General features: G+C 62.4%; 17 protein-coding genes. 11 read left to right on the forward strand and 6 right to left on the reverse strand.

What is annotated here, in order from left to right; genetic code table 11:
• Positions 1–35: 35 nt before the first annotated feature.
• The 7 genes from HMPREF1287_RS06890 to HMPREF1287_RS06920 are packed head-to-tail and all read left to right on the forward strand — an operon-like array spanning position 36 to position 8,126.
• Positions 36–3,044, forward strand: coding sequence for a Na+/H+ antiporter subunit A (locus HMPREF1287_RS06890; protein ID WP_023018010.1), 3,009 nt, complete (start codon positions 36–38; stop codon positions 3,042–3,044).
• A complete protein-coding gene (locus tag HMPREF1287_RS06895) occupies positions 3,045–3,545 on the forward strand; it encodes a Na(+)/H(+) antiporter subunit C (protein WP_005279466.1) in 501 nt (166 codons plus the stop codon).
• Positions 3,538–5,418 carry a Na+/H+ antiporter subunit D gene (locus tag HMPREF1287_RS06900; protein ID WP_023018011.1) on the forward strand — a complete coding sequence of 627 codons (1,881 nt, stop codon included), beginning with the start codon at positions 3,538–3,540 and terminating at the stop codon, positions 5,416–5,418. The genes HMPREF1287_RS06895 and HMPREF1287_RS06900 overlap by 8 nt, the downstream gene beginning before the upstream one ends.
• A complete protein-coding gene (locus HMPREF1287_RS06905; RefSeq protein ID WP_005279462.1) occupies positions 5,411–5,938 on the forward strand; it encodes a Na+/H+ antiporter subunit E in 528 nt (175 codons plus the stop codon). The genes HMPREF1287_RS06900 and HMPREF1287_RS06905 overlap by 8 nt, the downstream gene beginning before the upstream one ends.
• Positions 5,938–6,213, forward strand: coding sequence for a monovalent cation/H+ antiporter complex subunit F (locus HMPREF1287_RS06910; protein WP_023018012.1), 276 nt, complete (start codon positions 5,938–5,940; stop codon positions 6,211–6,213). Before HMPREF1287_RS06905 ends, HMPREF1287_RS06910 begins: the two co-directional genes overlap by 1 nt.
• On the forward strand, positions 6,210–6,590 hold the full coding sequence (locus tag HMPREF1287_RS06915) for a monovalent cation/H(+) antiporter subunit G (RefSeq protein ID WP_005279458.1): 381 nt from the start codon (positions 6,210–6,212) through the stop codon (positions 6,588–6,590). Before HMPREF1287_RS06910 ends, HMPREF1287_RS06915 begins: the two co-directional genes overlap by 4 nt.
• Positions 6,591–6,605: 15 nt before the next feature.
• Entirely contained in the window at positions 6,606–8,126 is a 1,521-nt protein-coding gene (locus HMPREF1287_RS06920; RefSeq protein ID WP_023018013.1) for a glycosyltransferase 87 family protein, read from the forward strand.
• A gap of 108 nt (positions 8,127–8,234) precedes the next feature.
• On the opposite strand, the gene HMPREF1287_RS06925 is transcribed toward HMPREF1287_RS06920, so the two are convergent.
• From HMPREF1287_RS06925 to HMPREF1287_RS06935, 3 genes are read right to left on the reverse strand one after another with little or no spacing between them, the layout of a single operon-like run.
• Entirely contained in the window at positions 8,235–9,374 is a 1,140-nt protein-coding gene (locus HMPREF1287_RS06925) for a glutamate--cysteine ligase (RefSeq protein WP_023018014.1), read from the reverse strand.
• A gap of 44 nt (positions 9,375–9,418) precedes the next feature.
• Positions 9,419–10,369, reverse strand: a complete 951-nt coding sequence (locus tag HMPREF1287_RS06930; protein ID WP_023018015.1) for a LytR C-terminal domain-containing protein — start codon at positions 10,367–10,369, stop codon at positions 9,419–9,421.
• A gap of 23 nt (positions 10,370–10,392) precedes the next feature.
• Complete coding sequence (locus HMPREF1287_RS06935) at positions 10,393–10,668, reverse strand: DUF3263 domain-containing protein (RefSeq protein ID WP_084519591.1); 276 nt, start codon at positions 10,666–10,668, stop codon at positions 10,393–10,395.
• On the opposite strand from HMPREF1287_RS06935, the gene HMPREF1287_RS06940 reads away from it, so the two are divergent.
• The 4 genes from HMPREF1287_RS06940 to HMPREF1287_RS06955 all read left to right on the forward strand — a co-directional run bounded on the left by HMPREF1287_RS06940 (position 10,667) and on the right by HMPREF1287_RS06955 (position 14,641).
• Positions 10,667–11,290, forward strand: a complete 624-nt coding sequence (locus HMPREF1287_RS06940) for a peptide deformylase (RefSeq protein WP_005284937.1) — start codon at positions 10,667–10,669, stop codon at positions 11,288–11,290. The genes HMPREF1287_RS06935 and HMPREF1287_RS06940 overlap by 2 nt on opposite strands.
• A gap of 2 nt (positions 11,291–11,292) precedes the next feature.
• The gene (locus HMPREF1287_RS06945; RefSeq protein WP_023018017.1) at positions 11,293–12,294 is read left to right on the forward strand and encodes a GNAT family N-acetyltransferase; all 1,002 of its coding nucleotides are present in this window, start codon (positions 11,293–11,295) and stop codon (positions 12,292–12,294) included.
• A 73-nt stretch (positions 12,295–12,367) separates the two neighbouring features.
• Positions 12,368–13,177 carry an exodeoxyribonuclease III gene (locus HMPREF1287_RS06950; protein ID WP_023018018.1) on the forward strand — a complete coding sequence of 270 codons (810 nt, stop codon included), beginning with the start codon at positions 12,368–12,370 and terminating at the stop codon, positions 13,175–13,177.
• Positions 13,178–14,641 carry a phospholipase D-like domain-containing protein gene (locus tag HMPREF1287_RS06955; RefSeq protein WP_023018019.1) on the forward strand — a complete coding sequence of 488 codons (1,464 nt, stop codon included), beginning with the start codon at positions 13,178–13,180 and terminating at the stop codon, positions 14,639–14,641.
• 111 nt (positions 14,642–14,752) lie between these two features.
• Here the strand turns inward: HMPREF1287_RS06955 and HMPREF1287_RS06960 are convergent, their stop codons facing one another.
• From HMPREF1287_RS06960 to HMPREF1287_RS06970, 3 genes are read right to left on the reverse strand one after another with little or no spacing between them, the layout of a single operon-like run.
• Positions 14,753–15,529 (reverse strand): ABC transporter permease, encoded by a 777-nt coding sequence (locus tag HMPREF1287_RS06960; protein ID WP_023018020.1) that lies wholly within the window; start codon positions 15,527–15,529, stop codon positions 14,753–14,755.
• A 6-nt stretch (positions 15,530–15,535) separates the two neighbouring features.
• Positions 15,536–16,519, reverse strand: coding sequence for an ABC transporter ATP-binding protein (locus HMPREF1287_RS06965; protein WP_005279440.1), 984 nt, complete (start codon positions 16,517–16,519; stop codon positions 15,536–15,538).
• Positions 16,520–16,549: 30 nt separating this feature from the next.
• Positions 16,550–17,044 (reverse strand): NUDIX domain-containing protein, encoded by a 495-nt coding sequence (locus HMPREF1287_RS06970; RefSeq protein WP_005279439.1) that lies wholly within the window; start codon positions 17,042–17,044, stop codon positions 16,550–16,552.
• Between the last annotated feature and the right edge of the window lie 23 nt (positions 17,045–17,067).

Genomic DNA, 17,067 nt, shown 5'->3' on the forward strand with positions numbered 1-17,067 from the left:
GAACTTGACACAACCTAAGGAGCGCAGATTCCAACGTGCTAATACTTCTGGGTGCCCTCATCGTTGCCACCGTGGTTGCACCGCTGCTCATTATGAATGTGGGCCGCCCAGCCTTTGGTTTATTGGCAATAGTTCCCGGTGTCGGTTTCGTGTGGACCCTCGCGCATTTTGCCCGGGGCACTTTCCGTGACGGCGGCACGCTGAATTACACCATCGAGTGGATGCCGGCCGCGCACCTCGCCGTGGATCTGCGCATGGATGCCCTAGGCGGGCTCTTTAGCCTCATCATCTTAGGCATGGGCGCTCTGGTCCTGCTGTATTGCTGGGGCTATTTCGATTCCACGCGCCGCCGCCTTGCCATGTTCGCCGGCCAAATGGTGGGCTTTGCCACCGCCATGTTTGGGCTTGTGGCCTCCGATAGCCTGCTACTCATGTACGTCTTCTGGGAGATCACCTCCCTCTTGTCGTACCTGTTGGTCAGCTACTATGCCGAGCGCGCCTCTTCGCGCCGCGCCGCGCAGCAAGCCCTGATGGTCACCGTCTTGGGTGGCCTGTCCATGCTGATGGGCATCTGCCTGCTCGGCCGGCAGACCGGGGCGTGGACGTTTAGTGAAATCCACGCCTACGATCACTTCCCCCAAACGCCATACGTCACCGTCGCCATCGTGCTCATCCTGGTCGGCGCGCTGACCAAATCCGCCATCGTGCCGGCGCACTTCTGGCTGCCGGGTGCTATGGCAGCGCCAACGCCGGTCTCGGCGTACCTGCACTCCGCGGCCATGGTTAAGGCCGGAATCTACCTGGTCGCGCGCCTGGCACCGGATATGTACGAGGTAGCCACCTGGCACCTCGTGGTCATTTCCTTGGGCGTGTTTACCATGCTGCTCGGCGGCTGGATGGCGCTGAAGCAAAAGGACCTCAAGCTCATTTTGGCCTATGGCACGGTCTCCCAGCTGGGCTTTATTACCTCCATCGTGGCGGTTGGCTCCCGGGAGGCCATGCAGGCGGGCCTGGCGCTGACCTTTGCCCACTCGCTCTTTAAGGCCGCACTGTTCATGGTGGTAGGTGCCATCGATCACTGCTCCGGCACGCGCGATATTACGAAGCTATCTGGCCTTGGGCGCAGGCAGCCCTTCCTCTACGGCATCGCGGTAATCTCCGCCCTGTCCATGGCGGGTGTTCCCCCGCTCTTTGGCTTCGTATCCAAGGAGGCCGTGCTGGAATCCACCATGCACGAAGAACTACTCATTGGCATGCCGCGCAATATGATCCTGGTGGCCTATGTGGCAGGTTCCATCCTCACCATGGCCTATGCCCTGCGCTTTTTGTGGGGTGCCTTTGCCTCCAAGAATCTCCCTGACGATAAGGACGGCGTCTCTAAGGCCGTAGCCACGATGCACAAGGTCAACGTGGGCCTGTGGCTCGCCCCGGCAGTGCTCACCGCGCTGACCATCGCGCTCGGCCTTGCGCCGCAGGCGCTCTCGGCGGCCATCGATCAGCACCTCGATTCCACCTTCGGGGCAGGCGAGCACCACGGCCTGGCCCTCTGGCACGGGTGGTCGGTGACCTTGGGTGTCTCCGCCATCATCATCGTGGCCGGCATCATCGTCCACTGGCGCCGCCAGGTGCTGGAGCAATGGCAGTTTGCGCACCCCGCGCTTGGCGATGCCGACGCCGTCTACGACAAGGTCATTTCCACCCTGCGCAAGCTCTCCCTGCGCACCACGGCCGTGACCCAGCGCGGTTCGTTGCAGCTCAACCTGACCGTCATCTTCGCCACCCTCATGGTGCTGCCGCTGACCATGCTGATTACCGGTGATCTCACGGATATCCGCATGGTGGTTGCAGAAAATCCCTGGCAGATTGTCGCCGCCATCATCATGATGGTGGCCGCCATCGCCGCCACGGTGACCGATAACCGTTTGTCTGCCGTCATCATCGTCGGCATTACCGGTTATTCCCTGTCCTTCGTCTTTGCCATCCACGGCGCCCCGGACTTGGCGCTGACCCAGCTGCTGACGGAAACCATCATCATGGTGCTATTCATGCTGGTGCTGCGCCGCATCCCGGCATCTACCGAGTGGAAGCAGGACCCGAAGATGGGCCGCCTGCGCGCGTGGCTCTCCGTCGGCACCGGCCTGACCGTCACCATCGTGGCGATGTTCGCCATCAACGCGCGCTCTGCCGAGCCCATCTCGCAGTACATGCCGGAGCTGGCCAAGGAGATTGGTCACGGTGCCAATGCCGTCAACGTCTTGCTGGTGGACCTGCGCGCCTGGGATACCTTTGGCGAGATCACGGTGATCATCATCGCCGCGCTCGGCGTGGCCTCCCTGATTTATCGCACCCAATCCTTCTCTAGGGACAGCCGCCGGCCAACCCTGCAGGTCACGGGCCGGCGCTGGCTGGCCGCGGGCGCGGAATCGGAGCAGGCGCTCAACCGCTCGCTGATGATCGACGTCTCCACCCGCGTGCTCTTCCCTTCCATGATGGCGCTGTCGTTCTACTTCTTCTTCGCCGGGCACAATGCGCCAGGCGGCGGCTTCGCCGGTGGCCTCGTGGCCGCGCTCGCGCTCATCCTGCGCTACTTGGCCGGTGGCCGCGCGGAGCTCGATGAGGCCCTGCCTATCGATGCCGGGCGCACCATGGGCGCAGGTCTCTCCTTCTCCGCCTTGGCGGTGGTGGTGCCGATGTTCTTTGGCCATCCGCCGCTTACCAGCGGATATACCTCGCCCGAGATCCCGCTTATCGGCGCGGTCTCGCTGCCTTCGGCGCTGGTCTTTGACCTTGGCGTCTACCTCATCGTCGTGGGGCTCACGCTCTACGTGCTCAGCTCGCTCGGCGCCAAGCTGGATGAGGAAGAAGAGATGCGTAAGCAGCGCGCCCGCGACCGCGCCCGCTCCCTTGCGCGGAAGAACCGGGAGCGCAGCACCAAGCAGAAGGCCCAACGGTCACAAAAACAAGAAAAGAAACAAGAAAAGGTACCGGCCGCAACGAGTCCCTCCGGCCCAGACTCCGGGGACAACGCAGGAAAGGAGAAATAAATGCAAGCCAACCTCTTCCTCCTGCTCGCCGCCGGAGTAATGGTTTCTGCGGGCATCTACCTCTTGCTCGACCGCGCCATGACCAAGATGCTGCTCGGGTTGCTCTTGCTGGGCAATGGCGCCAACCTCTTCATGCTGCAGGCCGGTGGCCCGGCGGGCTCACCGCCCATCGATGGCCGCGAGGCCCAGCCTTATGGCAGCGATATTGCGGACCCTCTTACCCAAGCGATGATTCTTACCGCCATCGTCATTTCCATGGCGCTGACGGCTTTCATCCTCACCTTGGCCTACCGCCAGTACCGCTACCGCACCGCCGACGTCATTGAAGATGACGCCGAAGACACCGCGATTGCCGCCAAGGCCTCCAAGCCCGGTAATGCCGCGGCGAGCGCAGACCATGATGCCTCCAATGACCCCGCCACCGGGCGGGCCACCAAGGAAGGCGATAATTTCGGCCCCGAATCCTTCGAGGAGCCAGTGAAGGGAGCCGAAGATGACTGAGCCATTCCACCAGGCGGCCGAGGCGATGTACCCGTATGTCGGCGCCCTCATCCCGCTGCCGGTTATCATCCCGGCCGTGGCCGCGGCGCTCTCGCTGCTTTTTGCCCGCATGCCTAATGTGCAGCGCCAGATCGCCTTTTTCTCCCTGCTGATTACGGCTGCGGTGAACGCGAGCCTGATCATAATAGTGGATTTCCATGGCATACAGACGCTGCAAATAGGCGGCTGGGATGCGCCGGTGGGCATCACCTTGGTGGCGGACCGGCTCTCCACGATGATCCTCTTTACCTCGTCTGTGGTGCTGTTCTCCGTCATTTGGTACGCCATTTCCCAGGGTGTGCGCGATGGCACCAAGGATGAACCGGTCGCGGTCTTCTTGCCCACCTACATGTTGCTGACCATGGGTGTGAATATCTCGTTCTTGGCCGGCGACTTGTTTAACCTGTACGTCGGCTTTGAGGTCTTCCTCGTCGCCTCGTACGTGCTGTTGACCTTGGGGGCATCGGCAGGCCGCGTGCGCGCCGGCGTGGGTTATGTGATGGTCTCGATGGCCTCATCCATGATCTTCCTGCTGGCGCTGGCATATGTCTATGCCTCCGTCGGCACCATGAACATGGCGCAGATTGGCCAGCGCATGCAGGACATCCCGGAGGGCACCCGCACAGCCATCTTCGCCACCTTGCTCGTGGCCTTTGGCATTAAGGCCGCGGTGGTGCCGCTGGCCGCCTGGCTGCCGGACTCCTACCCCACCGCGCCCTCGCTGGTGACGGCCGTGTTCGCCGGCCTGCTCACCAAGGTCGGTGTATACGCGATCATCCGCGCGCGCACGTCCATCTTTACCAATGGTGGCCTCGATACCGTGCTGATGTGGGTGGCGCTGGCCACCATGCTGGTGGGCATCCTGGGTGCCATCGCGCAGACCGATATTAAGCGTCTGCTGTCCTTTACCCTGGTCAGCCACATCGGTTATATGATTTTCGGCGTCTCCTTGGGCACCGCCCAGGGGCTATCCGGCGCCATTTTCTACGCCATCCACCACATTCTGGTGCAGACCGCGCTCTTCTTGGTCGTCGGCCTCATCGAGCGCCAAGCCGGTACGTCTTCGCTGCGGCGCCTGGGCTCGCTGATGTATTCCGCCCCTCTCATCGCCGTGCTGTATTTCATCCCGGCCATCAACCTGGGCGGCGTGCCGCCGTTCTCTGGTTTCTTGGGCAAGATCATCCTCATTCAGGCAGGTGCCAATGAAGGCTCCTGGCTGGCGTGGGTTCTCATCGGCGGCGCGCTGGTGACCTCGCTGCTCACCCTGTATGTCATGATGCTGGTCTGGGCCAAGGGCTTCCAGCGCGACCGCGCCGATGCTCCCGAGGGCAACGTCGCCCTGGCCCGCCCCGCCCCGCTTTCCGATATCACCGATGAGGTCGAGTTCTCCTCCCGCCAGGACGTCGGCCGGGTGCCATTCGGCATGCTGGGCGCCACCGCACTACTGGTCATCGCCTCGACCTCGATCACCTTCCTGGCCGGCCCGATTTCCGGGATTACCTCCCGCGCGGCCGAATCCGCGCAGGATACCTCCATTTATCAGTACGCCGTATTGGGCGAAAACGCCGATAACCCCACCCGGCACCTTGACCAGAAGGAGCGCTACGAAGGCGGCGCGGACTCCTACAAGGAGCGCAGCCACCTGTTGCCGGACCCCGGCCCGGCTCACGATCCGAAATCCGCCGCGCCGGAGACGTCGAGTGCGGAGACCCCGAGCGCAGAATCGTCGAGCTCGGGCACGCGGAGCTCGGAGACGTCAAGCAAGGATGCGCCGGGGAAATCGGGGGCATCGGAAAGCCCTACGCCAGTAAAGAAGGAGGCCCGCGATGACTAAGAGCCGCTTTGCCGGTGTGCGCTACCGTTTCCGGCCGTGGTTTACCGTCTGGATCACGGTCATGTGGTGCATGCTCATGGGCGAAATCACGGTAGGCAATGTGGTCGGCGGCCTCCTCGTCGCCCTGGTCATCGTCTTTGCCCTGCCGCTGCCGGCGATGCCCATTGCCGGCGTCGAGGTCGCGTGGGGCAAATTCTTCCGCTACATGCTCCGCTGGTTCTGGGAGCTGTTTTACGCCTCCCTCAAGGTGGGCTGGCTCGCCTCAAGGCCGCAGCCGCTGCCCAAGACCGCCATCCTGGAATTGCCGATGCGCCTAGAAAATGAGTTCATCCTCTCCCTTGCCGTGACGCTATATAACCTGCAGCCGGGTGGAACGGTGACGGATATTGACATCGCCAATCGCATGATCACCATCCACATCCTGGATGCCCGGGATGAGGCGCAGATCCAGCGCGAAATCGATGCCGTATCCCGCCTAGAATCTTCCATGATCGAGATCTTTGAAAGGAGCCACCCATAATGGATCCGCAGATCTATCACGCCATCCTGCTGGTTCCCGCATTCCTGCTGTGGGTCTCCGTATTAATTACCGTCTGGCGCATTATCACCGGGCCCAACTCCCTCGACCGGCTGGTGGGAATGGACGGTTTTACCGCCATGTTCCAATGCGCGCTGGCGACCTATATGTGCTGGTCGTTAGATACCTCCGTGGTCTCAGCCATGCTGGTCATCGCGCTGCTCGGCTTCATCTCCACCGTGTCCGTCACCAGGTTTAGGAAGAGGGATAACCAATGAGTTGGTCTTTAATCGCCGATATCCTCTCGCTCATCCTCGTCATCAGCGGCAGCCTGCTCATCCTCGCCGCCGCCATTGGCCTGGCGCGCTTTAAGGACACGATGTCCCGCGTGCATGCCGTGAGCAAGCCGCAGACCACCGGGCTCATCCTCACCATCATGGGTGCGTTCATCCGCATCACCGGGGCAGAATCATTCAGTATGGCCGAGCGTGGTGATTTGGGTATGCTTATTTTGCTGGTACTGTTTGCGATGTTTACCAGCCCGGTGACCGCGCAGCGCACCTCACGTATCGCACGCCGTGAAGGCCTGTACGGTTCCGAGGAATCGATGTCGCGCAATGACCGCCCCGCCGGCCGTTCGCTGCGCCGCAAATAGGAGGCACCTTTAACCGTGAAAAAGCTATACGGACTGCCTACTCTGGCTACCCTTTTGGTTGCCTTCTTCATCTTCAGCATCTCCCGCTATAGCAAATACGACGGTCCCAATGCCTTCATCTGGCGCGTGCCGCTGGATTTGAAGATTTACTGGCTCGCCGGCGGCGAGGTGGCCGAGGGCGCCAACCTCTACGACAACGCCTACATTGGCAACCTACCTTTTACCTACCCTCCCTTTGCCGGCACGCTATTCAAGTGGATTTCCTCGCTTGCCGATGACCCCCTTATCATCCTCTGGCAAGGCGGCACCATCCTTGCCTTATTGGCCGTCATCCTCATGGTCTTCCACGAGCGCGGCCTCAAACTATCGCCGCTGACCTGGGTCGTCGCCATCCTGCTGGTGCTCTGCGCCCCGGCTGTGGAGCCGATGTACGGCACCTTGTTCTACGGCCAGATCAACGTCTTTTTGATGTTCCTGGTCGCCCTCGACCTCATTCCTAAGAAGTGGGCGCTGCCCGGCGTTGGCATCGGCCTCGCTGCCGGTTTGAAGCTCACCCCGGCCTTCATGGGGTTGGTGCTCCTATTCCAAAAACGCTGGTGGCAGGCGGTCATCAGCGTCCTTACCTTCGCGGTGACCGTGGCGATTGGTTTCGTCACCATCCCGGACGCCGAGGTGTTCTGGACCGATGCCATCTTCAATTCCTCCCGCGTGGGTGAACACACCAACCCGGGCGCGCAGTCCATCCGCTCGCTCATGGTGCGCGCGTGGGGCATCGACGGCGGCTGGATGTGGCTCGCCGCCGTCGCGGTCGTCTTCGTCCTGACCTGCCTGGCACTGCGCACCGCGATGAAGCACAAGAACAACTCCGCCGCCATGGCCTTGGCCGGCATTAGCGCGTGCTTGGTCTCGCCCTTTTCCTGGTACCACCACTGGGTCTGGGTCTTCCCGCTGGCCATCGTGGTCCTCATCTCCGTCAACCAGGCACTGGGCAAGCGCCTGCGCGGTGTCATCGGCGCGCAAGTTGCAGCGCTGGTCTCCTTCGCGGCCATGTGCATCGTGCTCCTGCCCTATGTCTCCGCAGCCTTCTGGCTCGAAGCCGCCAACCGCTCGCTCAACCACTGGGATTTCCAGCCGTGGGCCATGCTCTTTTTCACCGGCTCCGGCATCCTCTACATCGCCTTTTATGCCCTCTGGGGATTCATCCCCGGCACCCAGCCCAGCGAGGACGAGCCCCACGCCGGCCAGCACGCGGCACAGCCCGCTGCCCAACCGCAGCACCATGCCCCGCTGCAGCAGGGTCAGCCGCAGCACTCCCAGGCGCAGCGCACCCAGGCTTCCGGTGTACCCGCAGCTGGTGCACCTGCGTCTGGCGCACCTGAGTCTGGCGCTACCTCGCAGGGTGCTTCTGCCCCCGATGAAACCGCAGAGTTCCCGGTATTTAACCCCGAGACCCGCGAGTTTCCTTCCACCGAGGGCTATACCGATATCCCGGCTCCCCCGTCCTACGGCGGCCGCCACGCTCGAGACAACGGCTAGGCAGCGCACACGTCGCGGATAGCTACCTGCTGTGTGGCACTAGGCGTGCGGTCACTGAGCGCGCACGCTTAGCGCTGGCCATCGGTTCGCTGATTAGTAGTTAGCTGATTAGCGCACCGGCCGGAAGGTGTGCAGCTCCCGGCAGGTTTCTTCGACGACATCGCGCCAGCTGCCGGTTTCTTGAAAGAGGCGGCGTTGGCGTTCGTATCCGGCGCCGCCGTCAATAATCTCGTGCACTAGGGCCAGCTCTTCCGCGCAGCCTAGCTCACGGGCTAAGGGAGTGAGCTCTTCTACCATCTGGGCCAGTTCATCTTTGACCCAAGCCTCGTCGGTGTCGCGCGAGGTAATAACGAGGGCATCCATGCCGTAGCGCGCCCCGCGCCATTTGTTTTCCGCCACGTGCCACGGCTGCAAGACGGGCAACTCCTCGCCCGCGTCGATCATGCGGTCATAGTGCACGACCAAGCAGTGCGTGAGCGCGACGACGGCGGAGAGCTCCCGCAGGTTCGAGGTCGCATCGGACACGCGGACCTCGACGGTGCCCCACTTCGAGGCTGGGCGAATATCAAAGTGCATCGAGCCGGTGTGGTTAATGACCCCGGAGATGGCCTGATCCCGCATATAGGACTGCCACTCGCCCCACGTGAAAAATTGGTAGGGCATGCCGGCGGTGGGCAGCTGTTGATAGAGCATCGTGCGATTGGAGGCGTAGCCCGTATCCAAGCCTTCCCACCCCGGCGAGCAGGCAGAGATAGCCAAGAGGTGGGGGTACTTTGTCATCAGCGCATTGATGATGGGCCAGACGCGATCCTCGTGGCTGATACCCACGTGAACATGGGTGCCCCACAGCAGCATCTGCTTTCCCCAGTACTGGGTGCGGGCGATGATCTCTTGATAGCTGGGTTTATCTGACAGCGGGTTTTCCCGGAAATCCGTAAACGGGTGCCCGCCAGAGGCCCACACATCAATACCGAGCTGATCCGCGGCTTCTTCCACGGCGGCTAGCGAGGTTTCTAGCTCCGCGATGGCTTCTGGCACCGTGGAGCAAATGCCCGTGACTAGTTCCACCGTATTCTGCAGGAATTCCTTTTCCACATGAATATCGGGGTGGGCGGCAGTGGCGAGATCGATCAGCTCAGCCCCGCGCGGGACGAGATCGCGCGAGTCGCGGTCCACGAGCGCGACTTCCCATTCCACCCCGAGCGTGGGCTCGGGGGAACGGGCGAATACTTCTGCCGGAATCTTCACCTGTCCAGCTTAACGGGTAGGCGGTAATATTCCATGAATTTTATTTAGGCCTGGGGGACGGCGAGGGCGACCACGACGGCACCGTCCTCGGTGGCTTCCTTGGGCAGGTCCTTATTCATGGGCTTTACTTCTGCCTGGTAGCGCGCGGCAACTTCCTTAGCCAGCGACTCCGCGGAGGCATCGCCCTCAGGGTAGAAGACGGTGGTCTTGGGCACGGTCAGGACATCGCCTGGCAGGTTGCCCACATAGCCCACCTTGAAGCCGCCGTCCTTCAACACATCGGCTTCGTTCTTAGCCTTATCGGATTCGCCGGAGTTATTAAGAACGCTCACCTTAATGTCATTGCGGTCGCGCGCAGCGGAGGGCGCATCGTTGCCGCCGGCCCGGGCTTCATCCCCGGCGCGATCGTTACCTTCACCGCGTGCACCGGCCTCGCGGCCAGCATCGCGGTTAGCCTCGCCCTCGGCGCCGCCGTTCGGGTGCACGTTATCGCCCTCGCGAGGCGGCTGGTTATTGGCCCCGTCGCGGGCGCCATCGGCACGGGAACCATCACCGCGCGAGCCATCCGGAGCCGCACCACCGGCGCCGTTGCCTTCTTGGCCGCCATTGGCGGAGCCGTCCGACTTCGACTGCTCGGAATCGGAAGCGACAGTCGAATCATCGTCCTCCGAGGTCATGGCATAAAGGCCCCACAGGCCAAGCATCACGGCCACGGCGATAAGCACCATGGCGAGCCCGCGCAGTGGTAAACCGCCCTTCTTGGCGTGGGCTCCTCCCCCACCACCGCCGGTTCTGGCCGCGGCGGCCCCGGCCCCGGCCCCTGCTCCGGCACCCGCAGCAGCGTCCTCGCCGCCTACCCCATCGTCATAAGCGGCGTCATAAGCGCCGTCGTAGGCGTCGTCATAATAAGCATCGCCATAATCGGCCGCGGCGTCATCGCCGGCGGCGTCGTCGAATTGCTGATCGTATAGATTATCCGGATTCTCTTTAGTCACTTCAGTAACACTAGTAGCAGGTTCTAACGCGGTGGGGTATTTCCCCGCGCGGCGCGCCGCGTATTTTCGCGCTCCTCCCGCAGGCGCTTTAGCCGGGCCACCAAGAGGGGATGGGATTCGGCGGCGGCGGGGACATCGAGAAGCAGGTTGAGGCGTTGGTGATAGCGCACCGGCGAGATGTCCAGCTGCGCGCGAATGGCCTCTTCCTTGCGGCCAATGCTGCGCGGGGCGGTTTCCTCAAAGTCCAAAATGGCGGCGTCTAGGTCAGACAAGGGGTTCATGCTTAAACTGTAGAACATGACTATTCGTCCCATCGTTATCCACGGCGAGCCAGTGCTTCATCAGCCCACCACGCCGGTGGAAGAATCCGAGATTTCCAGCCCCGAGATGCAACAGCTCATCGCGGACATGTACGAGACCATGGAGGTCGCCCACGGCGTGGGCTTGGCTGCGAACCAGGTGGGCATAGGCAAGCGGCTCTTCGTGTACCACTGCCCCGATACCGAAGGCCCGGATGGCACCGAGCTGCCTGCGGATAAGGCCGGCATGCGCAAGGGGTGTGTTATCAACCCGGTGCTGGAGACCTCCGAGATTCCAGAGACCATGCCTGCCGATGACGGCTCCGATGACGAAGGCTGCCTCTCCGTGCCGGGGGAGGGCTTTCCCACCGGCCGCGCCGACTGGGCGCGCGTGACCGGCAAGGACGAGCACGGCAACGATATCACCGTGGAGGGCTACGGCTTTTTCGCCCGCTGCTTGCAGCACGAAACCGGCCACCTCGATGGCTACGTGTACACCGATACCCTCATCGGCCGCTACAAGCGCCAGGCTAAGAAGGCCATTAAGCGCAATGGCTGGACCGAGCCGGGCTACTCCTGGATGCCGGGCGAGGACGAAGACCCCTTCGGGCACGACGATTAATTATGTCCCGCATCTTTCGCTCCGATGACGTGCAGGTAGGCGATCGCGTCGTGGCCCGGCGCGATTTCGGCGGGGTGCATAGCGATGTCATCGGCCATGTCCTCAGCCTCGAGCCGCTGGTCATCCGCCCGCAACTGGTCGGCGGATACCCCTCTGACCTCGAGGCCGTGGAGATCGCGCCCGAGCAGCTGAAGATTATCAAGCGCCTTTCGCCGCGCATGGTGCGCAATTCCGATATCCGCGCCGTCGAATACGCCACCGCCCAGGCCTTTCCCGGCAAGGAGCACACGTGGACCGCGGACGGTTCCTGGCTCATGCGCGCCGGCGATGGCGTAACGGGCCGGTCCAATTCCGCCGTCCCACTCGGGCCCTCCGCGGGCTTCAACCCGGTGCCGCTCGCGGAAATCACGGAGTTCTACCGCCGCCACGATCTCCCGGTGCGCCTTCTCATCCCGGAACGCATTGGCAAGCCTGCAGAGCGCCTGCTTGCCGATGCCACCTGGCACACCGAACCCGAAATCCTCGTCATGGTCCTGCGCGATCTCGAGGCTCTATCCACCGAGGCCCCGGGGTCCCACCCCAGCGGCGCGGAGTTTCGCATCGATGACCAACCCGATGAAGCGTGGCTGCAGATGTACCACTTCCGCGGCCAGGCGCTACCCGCCCAGGCCCTGGAATACCTGCGCGCCCGCATCGAGGGCACGATGGGCTTCGGGCGGCTCGTTATTGACGGCGAGACCGTCGCCATCACCCGCGGCACCATCACCGAATCCGGCGACGGTACCGCCTGGCTGGGATACTCCGCCGTGAAGGTATCGCCCGCGCACCGCCGCCAGGGCTTAGGAGCGCTTTTGGGCCAGCACATGCTGCGCTGGGGGCGCGAGCAGGGCGCGAAGCACGCCTACCTCGATGTCCTGGCTTCTAATACCGCCGGCATTCGCCTGTACGAAAAGCTAGGCTTCATCGAGCAGCACCGCCAGATCTACGCCCGGCTGCGCGACTAGCCCCCGCTAGGCTAGCCCGCCGGCCACTGCCTGGACTAGTCCGCGCCAATACCCGCGCGGTACTGTATTATCCATGCGCATCACCACGTGGAATATCAACTCCGTTCGCACCCGCGCCCAGCGGGCGCTGGACCTTCTCCACACGCACGACATCGACGTGCTGTGCTTACAAGAGACGAAGGTCAAGGACGATAAATTCCCCCGCGAGGCCTTCGAGGACGCCGGCTACCACGTCACCTGCCATGGCCTGAACCAGTGGAATGGCGTGGCCATCATTTCCAAGGAGGAACCGGAAGAAGTCTTTACCGGATTCCCCCACCAGCCCGGCTTTGCCAAGGACCCAGAAAAGCCCCAGGACCGCGAGGCCCGGGCGCTTGGTGCGCGCATCCGCGGGGTAGAAATCTGGTCGCTGTATATCCCCAACGGCCGCGAGATCACGGACCGTCACTATGACTACAAGCTGGATTTTCTCTACCAGCTCGCCCGCCACGCCGCCGGCCGCGCCCAATCCAAGCTGCTATTAACCGGCGATTTCAATATCGCCCCGCGCGATGAAGACGTCTGGGATATCGAGGCCTTCCGCGGCAAAACGCACGTTACCGAACCCGAGCGCGCCGCCTTCCAGATGCTTGAGGAGGCCGGCCTGGAAGAGGTCACGCGCCGGTTTACCGAAGACCAGCGCTATACCTACTTTGATTACAAGGGGATGCGCTTTCACAAGAACGAGGGCATGCGCATCGATTTCCAGCTGGCCTCACCGCCTTTGGCCAAGCACGTCACCGGCGCCCGCGTAGACATGGAGGAGCGCGCCGGCGAAAAGACCTCCGATCACTGCCCGCTTCATGCAGATTTCGATCTGCCCGATTTCGATTCCGTGCGTTAAATGACCTGGTCGCTCGATCTCAGCTTCTGGCAGCTGGCCTTCCTCATCGTTGATTATTCCATCAAGATCATCGCCGTCGGCTTCGTGCCAGAAGGCCGCAGGCCCTCCAATTCCACGGCGTGGTTGCTGGCTATTCTGGTGCTGCCCGTCATCGGCCTGCCGCTGTTTTTGCTCATGGGCTCGCCGTATATCAACCGGCGCCGCCACCGCATCCAGCAAGAGGCCAATGAGCGCCTCGAGGATATTTCCGCCCGCACCCCGGACCACCCCAAGGGCATCCTGTCAGCCGAGGTGGAATCCGTCATCAAGCTCAACCGCGAGCTGACCGGCTTTCCAGCGCTCATTGGCCACAACCTGGGCCTGCATGCGGATTACGATGAATGCATTCGCGCCATCGCCGCGGCCGTGGACCGCGCCGAAAAGTACGTCTCCATCGAGGTCTATATCCAATCCTGGGACGAGGTCACGGATGTGTTTTTCCAGGCCCTCGCCCGCGCCACCGCCCGCGGCGTCAAGGTCCGCCTGCTGCTGGATCAGATTGGCAGTTTTAAGTACAAGGGCTATTCCTCGTTGGGGGACAAACTAACAGAAATCGGCGTGGATTGGCGCCTCATGCTGCCCATCCAGCTGCACAAGGGCCGCTTCCGCCGCCCGGATCTGCGCAACCACCGCAAGCTCGTCATTATCGATGGCGAGGTCGGCTTTATCGGTTCCATCAACCTGATTAAGCGCCAATATAAAACCACTGACCGCTTTTGGATTGATTACATGGTGGAGCTATCTGGCCCCATCGTCACCGCCATGACCGCGGTCTTCGCGGTGGATTGGTATACCGAATCCGGCGAGAACCTCCCCCTAGATGAGCTGCCCTATGACGATGCCCAAACCGTCGACGCCAACTACCTGCAAATGATCCCATCCGGCCCCGGCTATACCACCGAGCCCAACCTGCGCATGTTTAATTCCCTGGTACACCACGCCAAGCAGCGCCTGGTGCTGTGCTCGCCGTATTTCGTGCCAGACGAATCCCTCTTAGAGGCCGTGACCACCGCCTGCTACCGCGGGGTGGATGTGGAGCTTTATGTCTCCGATACCGCGGACCAATTCATGGTCAACCACGCCCAGTCCTCGTATTACCAGGCGCTGCTTGAGGCGGGGGTGCATATCTACCAATTCCCCTACCCTTACGTTTTGCACTCCAAGTTCATCATCACGGATCCGGATGACCAGGAGTTCAATCCGCTGTGCATGTTCGGCTCGTCCAATATGGATCCGCGGTCCTTCGGCCTCAACTATGAGACCACCATGCTCGTGGCCAAGGGCGATCTCCTCGCCCAGTTCAACCAGCTCGCCGCCAATTACCGCGCGGTCTGCCACGAGCTCACCCTCGAGGAGTGGAACCAGCGCGGGTTCGTGCGCCGTTATATCGATAACGTCATGCGGCTGACCTCGGCCCTGCAATAAGCTCTGCTTGCCGATGCCCCTCCCAACCCCGAATCCTTCCCCGCCCCTAAAACCGCCTTGCCCAAGGAATCCGTTGCTCCCTCCCCAGGGACTAACCCTGGGGAGCAGCGATTAAGCATCGCGCTTGTGCAGCACCAGCACGCCGAGGGCCCACAGCACCACGGCCCAGATGAAGAATACGACGCCGCTGCCTGCGGCCTCCGTCCACAGCGCGTTATCCACTGGGGTATTGAACAGCCAATTCTGGAAGGCGGTAAAGGGCATGTAGCTGCCGATCTTATCGCCGACGACGGGAATCATGCTGACCATCTGGTCCACGCCCAGGTACAGAATGAGGCATAGCGCCACAGAACCCGCGGTCTGGCGAATGAGCATGCCAACGCCTTGGGCAAAGGCCACCACGAGGGCTGCGGCCAGCGGGTACTTCCACAGCTGCTCGCGGCCGACTTCATCGTTCCAGGGGTCGAAGGTGGCGGAAATGGAGCTATCGGCAAGCAGATCCGTGAACAGGTACGCGCCTACCACGCCGATGAAGGCCAGGACGGCCGCAATGACCGCGTATAAGACCAGCTTGGCCACGGCCACGCTCCCGCGCCGCGGGGAGGCCATGAAGGTAATCGCTTGGGTGCCGAAGCGATATTCCGTGGTCACCAGCATGATGGCCTGAATCATCAGCACAGGCAGGCCCAAGGTCACCAGGAATACGACGGTAAACTCGGGCTCAATAAGTTGGAAGCCCATGTCAATGGCCTCCGGCTCGAGCGGCTCCATCAACGCGGCGCTGGTGCCGGCCCAGCCCCACGAAAACAGGAGGAATAGTGCGGTGGTCCACCAGAAGGAGCGGGTGGTACGCAGCTTAATCCACTCGGATTTCAAGATATTCAACATGGCGGATTAAACCTCCTGCTCGTTGGGGCGGGCGAACCCACCGGACTGGCCAGGCTGGCCTGGCTGCGCGCCAGGCGTGCCGGCGTGGTACTGCACGGCATCACCAGTGAGATCCATGAAGGCATCCTCCAGCGACGCGCTTTTCAGGGTGAGCTCGTGCAGCGGCACCCCAGTGGAATAGGCAAGCTCGCCCACGAACTCGGTGGTCTGGTTGATGACCTCGAGCCGCGGGCGGCCCTCCTCGTCCTTGGATTCGGTAAAGGAAACGCCCTCCTTCTTGAGGGCCTCCCCGAATTCCGGAAGGTGGTTAGAGCGCACATACACCAAGGACTGCGAGTGGCCGCGGACGAACTCGTGGGTGGGCTTATCCGCAACCATCTTCCCCTTGCCAATGACCACGAGGTGGTCAGCCGTCTGGGCCATCTCGGACAAGAGGTGGGAGGAAATCAAAATGGTGCGGCCTTCTGCGGCCAGCGCGCGCACGAGCTGGCGCACCCAACGGATGCCTTCTGGATCTAGGCCGTTGACCGGCTCATCCAGGATGAGGATTCCCGGATCGCCCAATAGGGCGCCCGCAAGGCCCAAGCGCTGGCCCATGCCGAGGGAAAAGCCGCCGGCTTTCTTCCCGGCGACATCGGAAAGCCCCACCAGCCCCAGCACCTCATCCACGCGAGAGGCGGGAATGCCATTGGCCGCCGCCATCCACTTCAGGTGATTCGCGGCCGTGCGGTTGGGGTGCACCGCCTTCGCGTCCAAAAGCGCGCCCACCTCGCGCAGCGGGTGCGCGAGATCGTGGTAGTGCTTGCCGTTGACGCGGACCTCACCGGCCGTGGGCTCGTCCAAGCCCACGATCATCCGCATGGTGGTGGATTTGCCGGCACCATTGGGACCCAAGAAGCCGGTGACCACACCGGGCTTTACTTGGAAGGTGAGATCCTCAACGGCGCGGACAGACCCGTAATCCTTAGTCAGTCCTTGTACTTCAATCATGAGCACTAGAATGCCATATTTTTGGATACCTTACCGGTTCAATTTTTCCACCCGCCGCCGCAGGGCGGGAAAGGCGTGGCGAAATGGCGCGATAAGCGGTAATTTTTCCACCTCATCTAGGCCCACCCAGCGCAGCTCATGCGATTCCTCGTTGGCGGTGGTGGGCAGACGCAGGCCGCTGCGGGTGCGCGCCAGCACGGTGGTATAGGTCCACTCCCCCGGCAAATCCCCCGCCGGTGGATAGGGCCCGGCCGTTACTTGGGTGTCGAGCACCTCGACATCGGCAGGCGCGATGGCGCATTCCTCGTGCGTTTCCCGCAGCGCGGCCTGGGTGGGGCTTTCTTGTAAGTCCCGCGCCCCGCCGGGAATCCCCCAGGTATTGCCGTTATTGGTCCACGCGGCGCGGTGTTGCAGCAGCACCTCGCGCCCAGCGACGAGGAAGAGGCCGGCGGCACCGAATTTTCCCCATACGCGAATGCCACTGGGGCCCGCCGCCCAGCCGTCTCCACTGTGAGGGTTATGCATATTTCCTATCCTAGCCACACACG

It is taken from the genome of Corynebacterium sp. KPL1986, assembly GCF_000477975.1.
In the GTDB taxonomy this organism is placed as follows: domain Bacteria; phylum Actinomycetota; class Actinomycetes; order Mycobacteriales; family Mycobacteriaceae; genus Corynebacterium; species Corynebacterium accolens.

Excerpts from the sequence above, each read along its gene's own strand:
- HMPREF1287_RS06895 (WP_005279466.1), top strand. The coding sequence starts at position 3,045 with ATGCAAGCCAACCTCTTCCTCCTGCTCGCCGCCGGAGTAATGGTTTCT.
- HMPREF1287_RS06900 (WP_023018011.1), top strand. The coding sequence starts at position 3,538 with ATGACTGAGCCATTCCACCAGGCGGCCGAGGCGATGTACCCGTATGTC.
- HMPREF1287_RS06905 (WP_005279462.1), top strand. The coding sequence starts at position 5,411 with ATGACTAAGAGCCGCTTTGCCGGTGTGCGCTACCGTTTCCGGCCGTGG.
- HMPREF1287_RS06910 (WP_023018012.1), top strand. The coding sequence starts at position 5,938 with ATGGATCCGCAGATCTATCACGCCATCCTGCTGGTTCCCGCATTCCTG.
- HMPREF1287_RS06915 (WP_005279458.1), top strand. The coding sequence starts at position 6,210 with ATGAGTTGGTCTTTAATCGCCGATATCCTCTCGCTCATCCTCGTCATC.
- HMPREF1287_RS06940 (WP_005284937.1), top strand. The coding sequence starts at position 10,667 with ATGACTATTCGTCCCATCGTTATCCACGGCGAGCCAGTGCTTCATCAG.
- HMPREF1287_RS06935 (WP_084519591.1), bottom strand. The coding sequence starts at position 10,668 with ATGTTCTACAGTTTAAGCATGAACCCCTTGTCTGACCTAGACGCCGCC.
- HMPREF1287_RS06945 (WP_023018017.1), top strand. The coding sequence starts at position 11,293 with ATGTCCCGCATCTTTCGCTCCGATGACGTGCAGGTAGGCGATCGCGTC.
- HMPREF1287_RS06950 (WP_023018018.1), top strand. The coding sequence starts at position 12,368 with ATGCGCATCACCACGTGGAATATCAACTCCGTTCGCACCCGCGCCCAG.
- HMPREF1287_RS06955 (WP_023018019.1), top strand. The coding sequence starts at position 13,178 with ATGACCTGGTCGCTCGATCTCAGCTTCTGGCAGCTGGCCTTCCTCATC.
- HMPREF1287_RS06960 (WP_023018020.1), bottom strand. The coding sequence starts at position 15,529 with ATGTTGAATATCTTGAAATCCGAGTGGATTAAGCTGCGTACCACCCGC.
- HMPREF1287_RS06965 (WP_005279440.1), bottom strand. The coding sequence starts at position 16,519 with ATGATTGAAGTACAAGGACTGACTAAGGATTACGGGTCTGTCCGCGCC.
- HMPREF1287_RS06970 (WP_005279439.1), bottom strand. The coding sequence starts at position 17,044 with ATGCATAACCCTCACAGTGGAGACGGCTGGGCGGCGGGCCCCAGTGGC.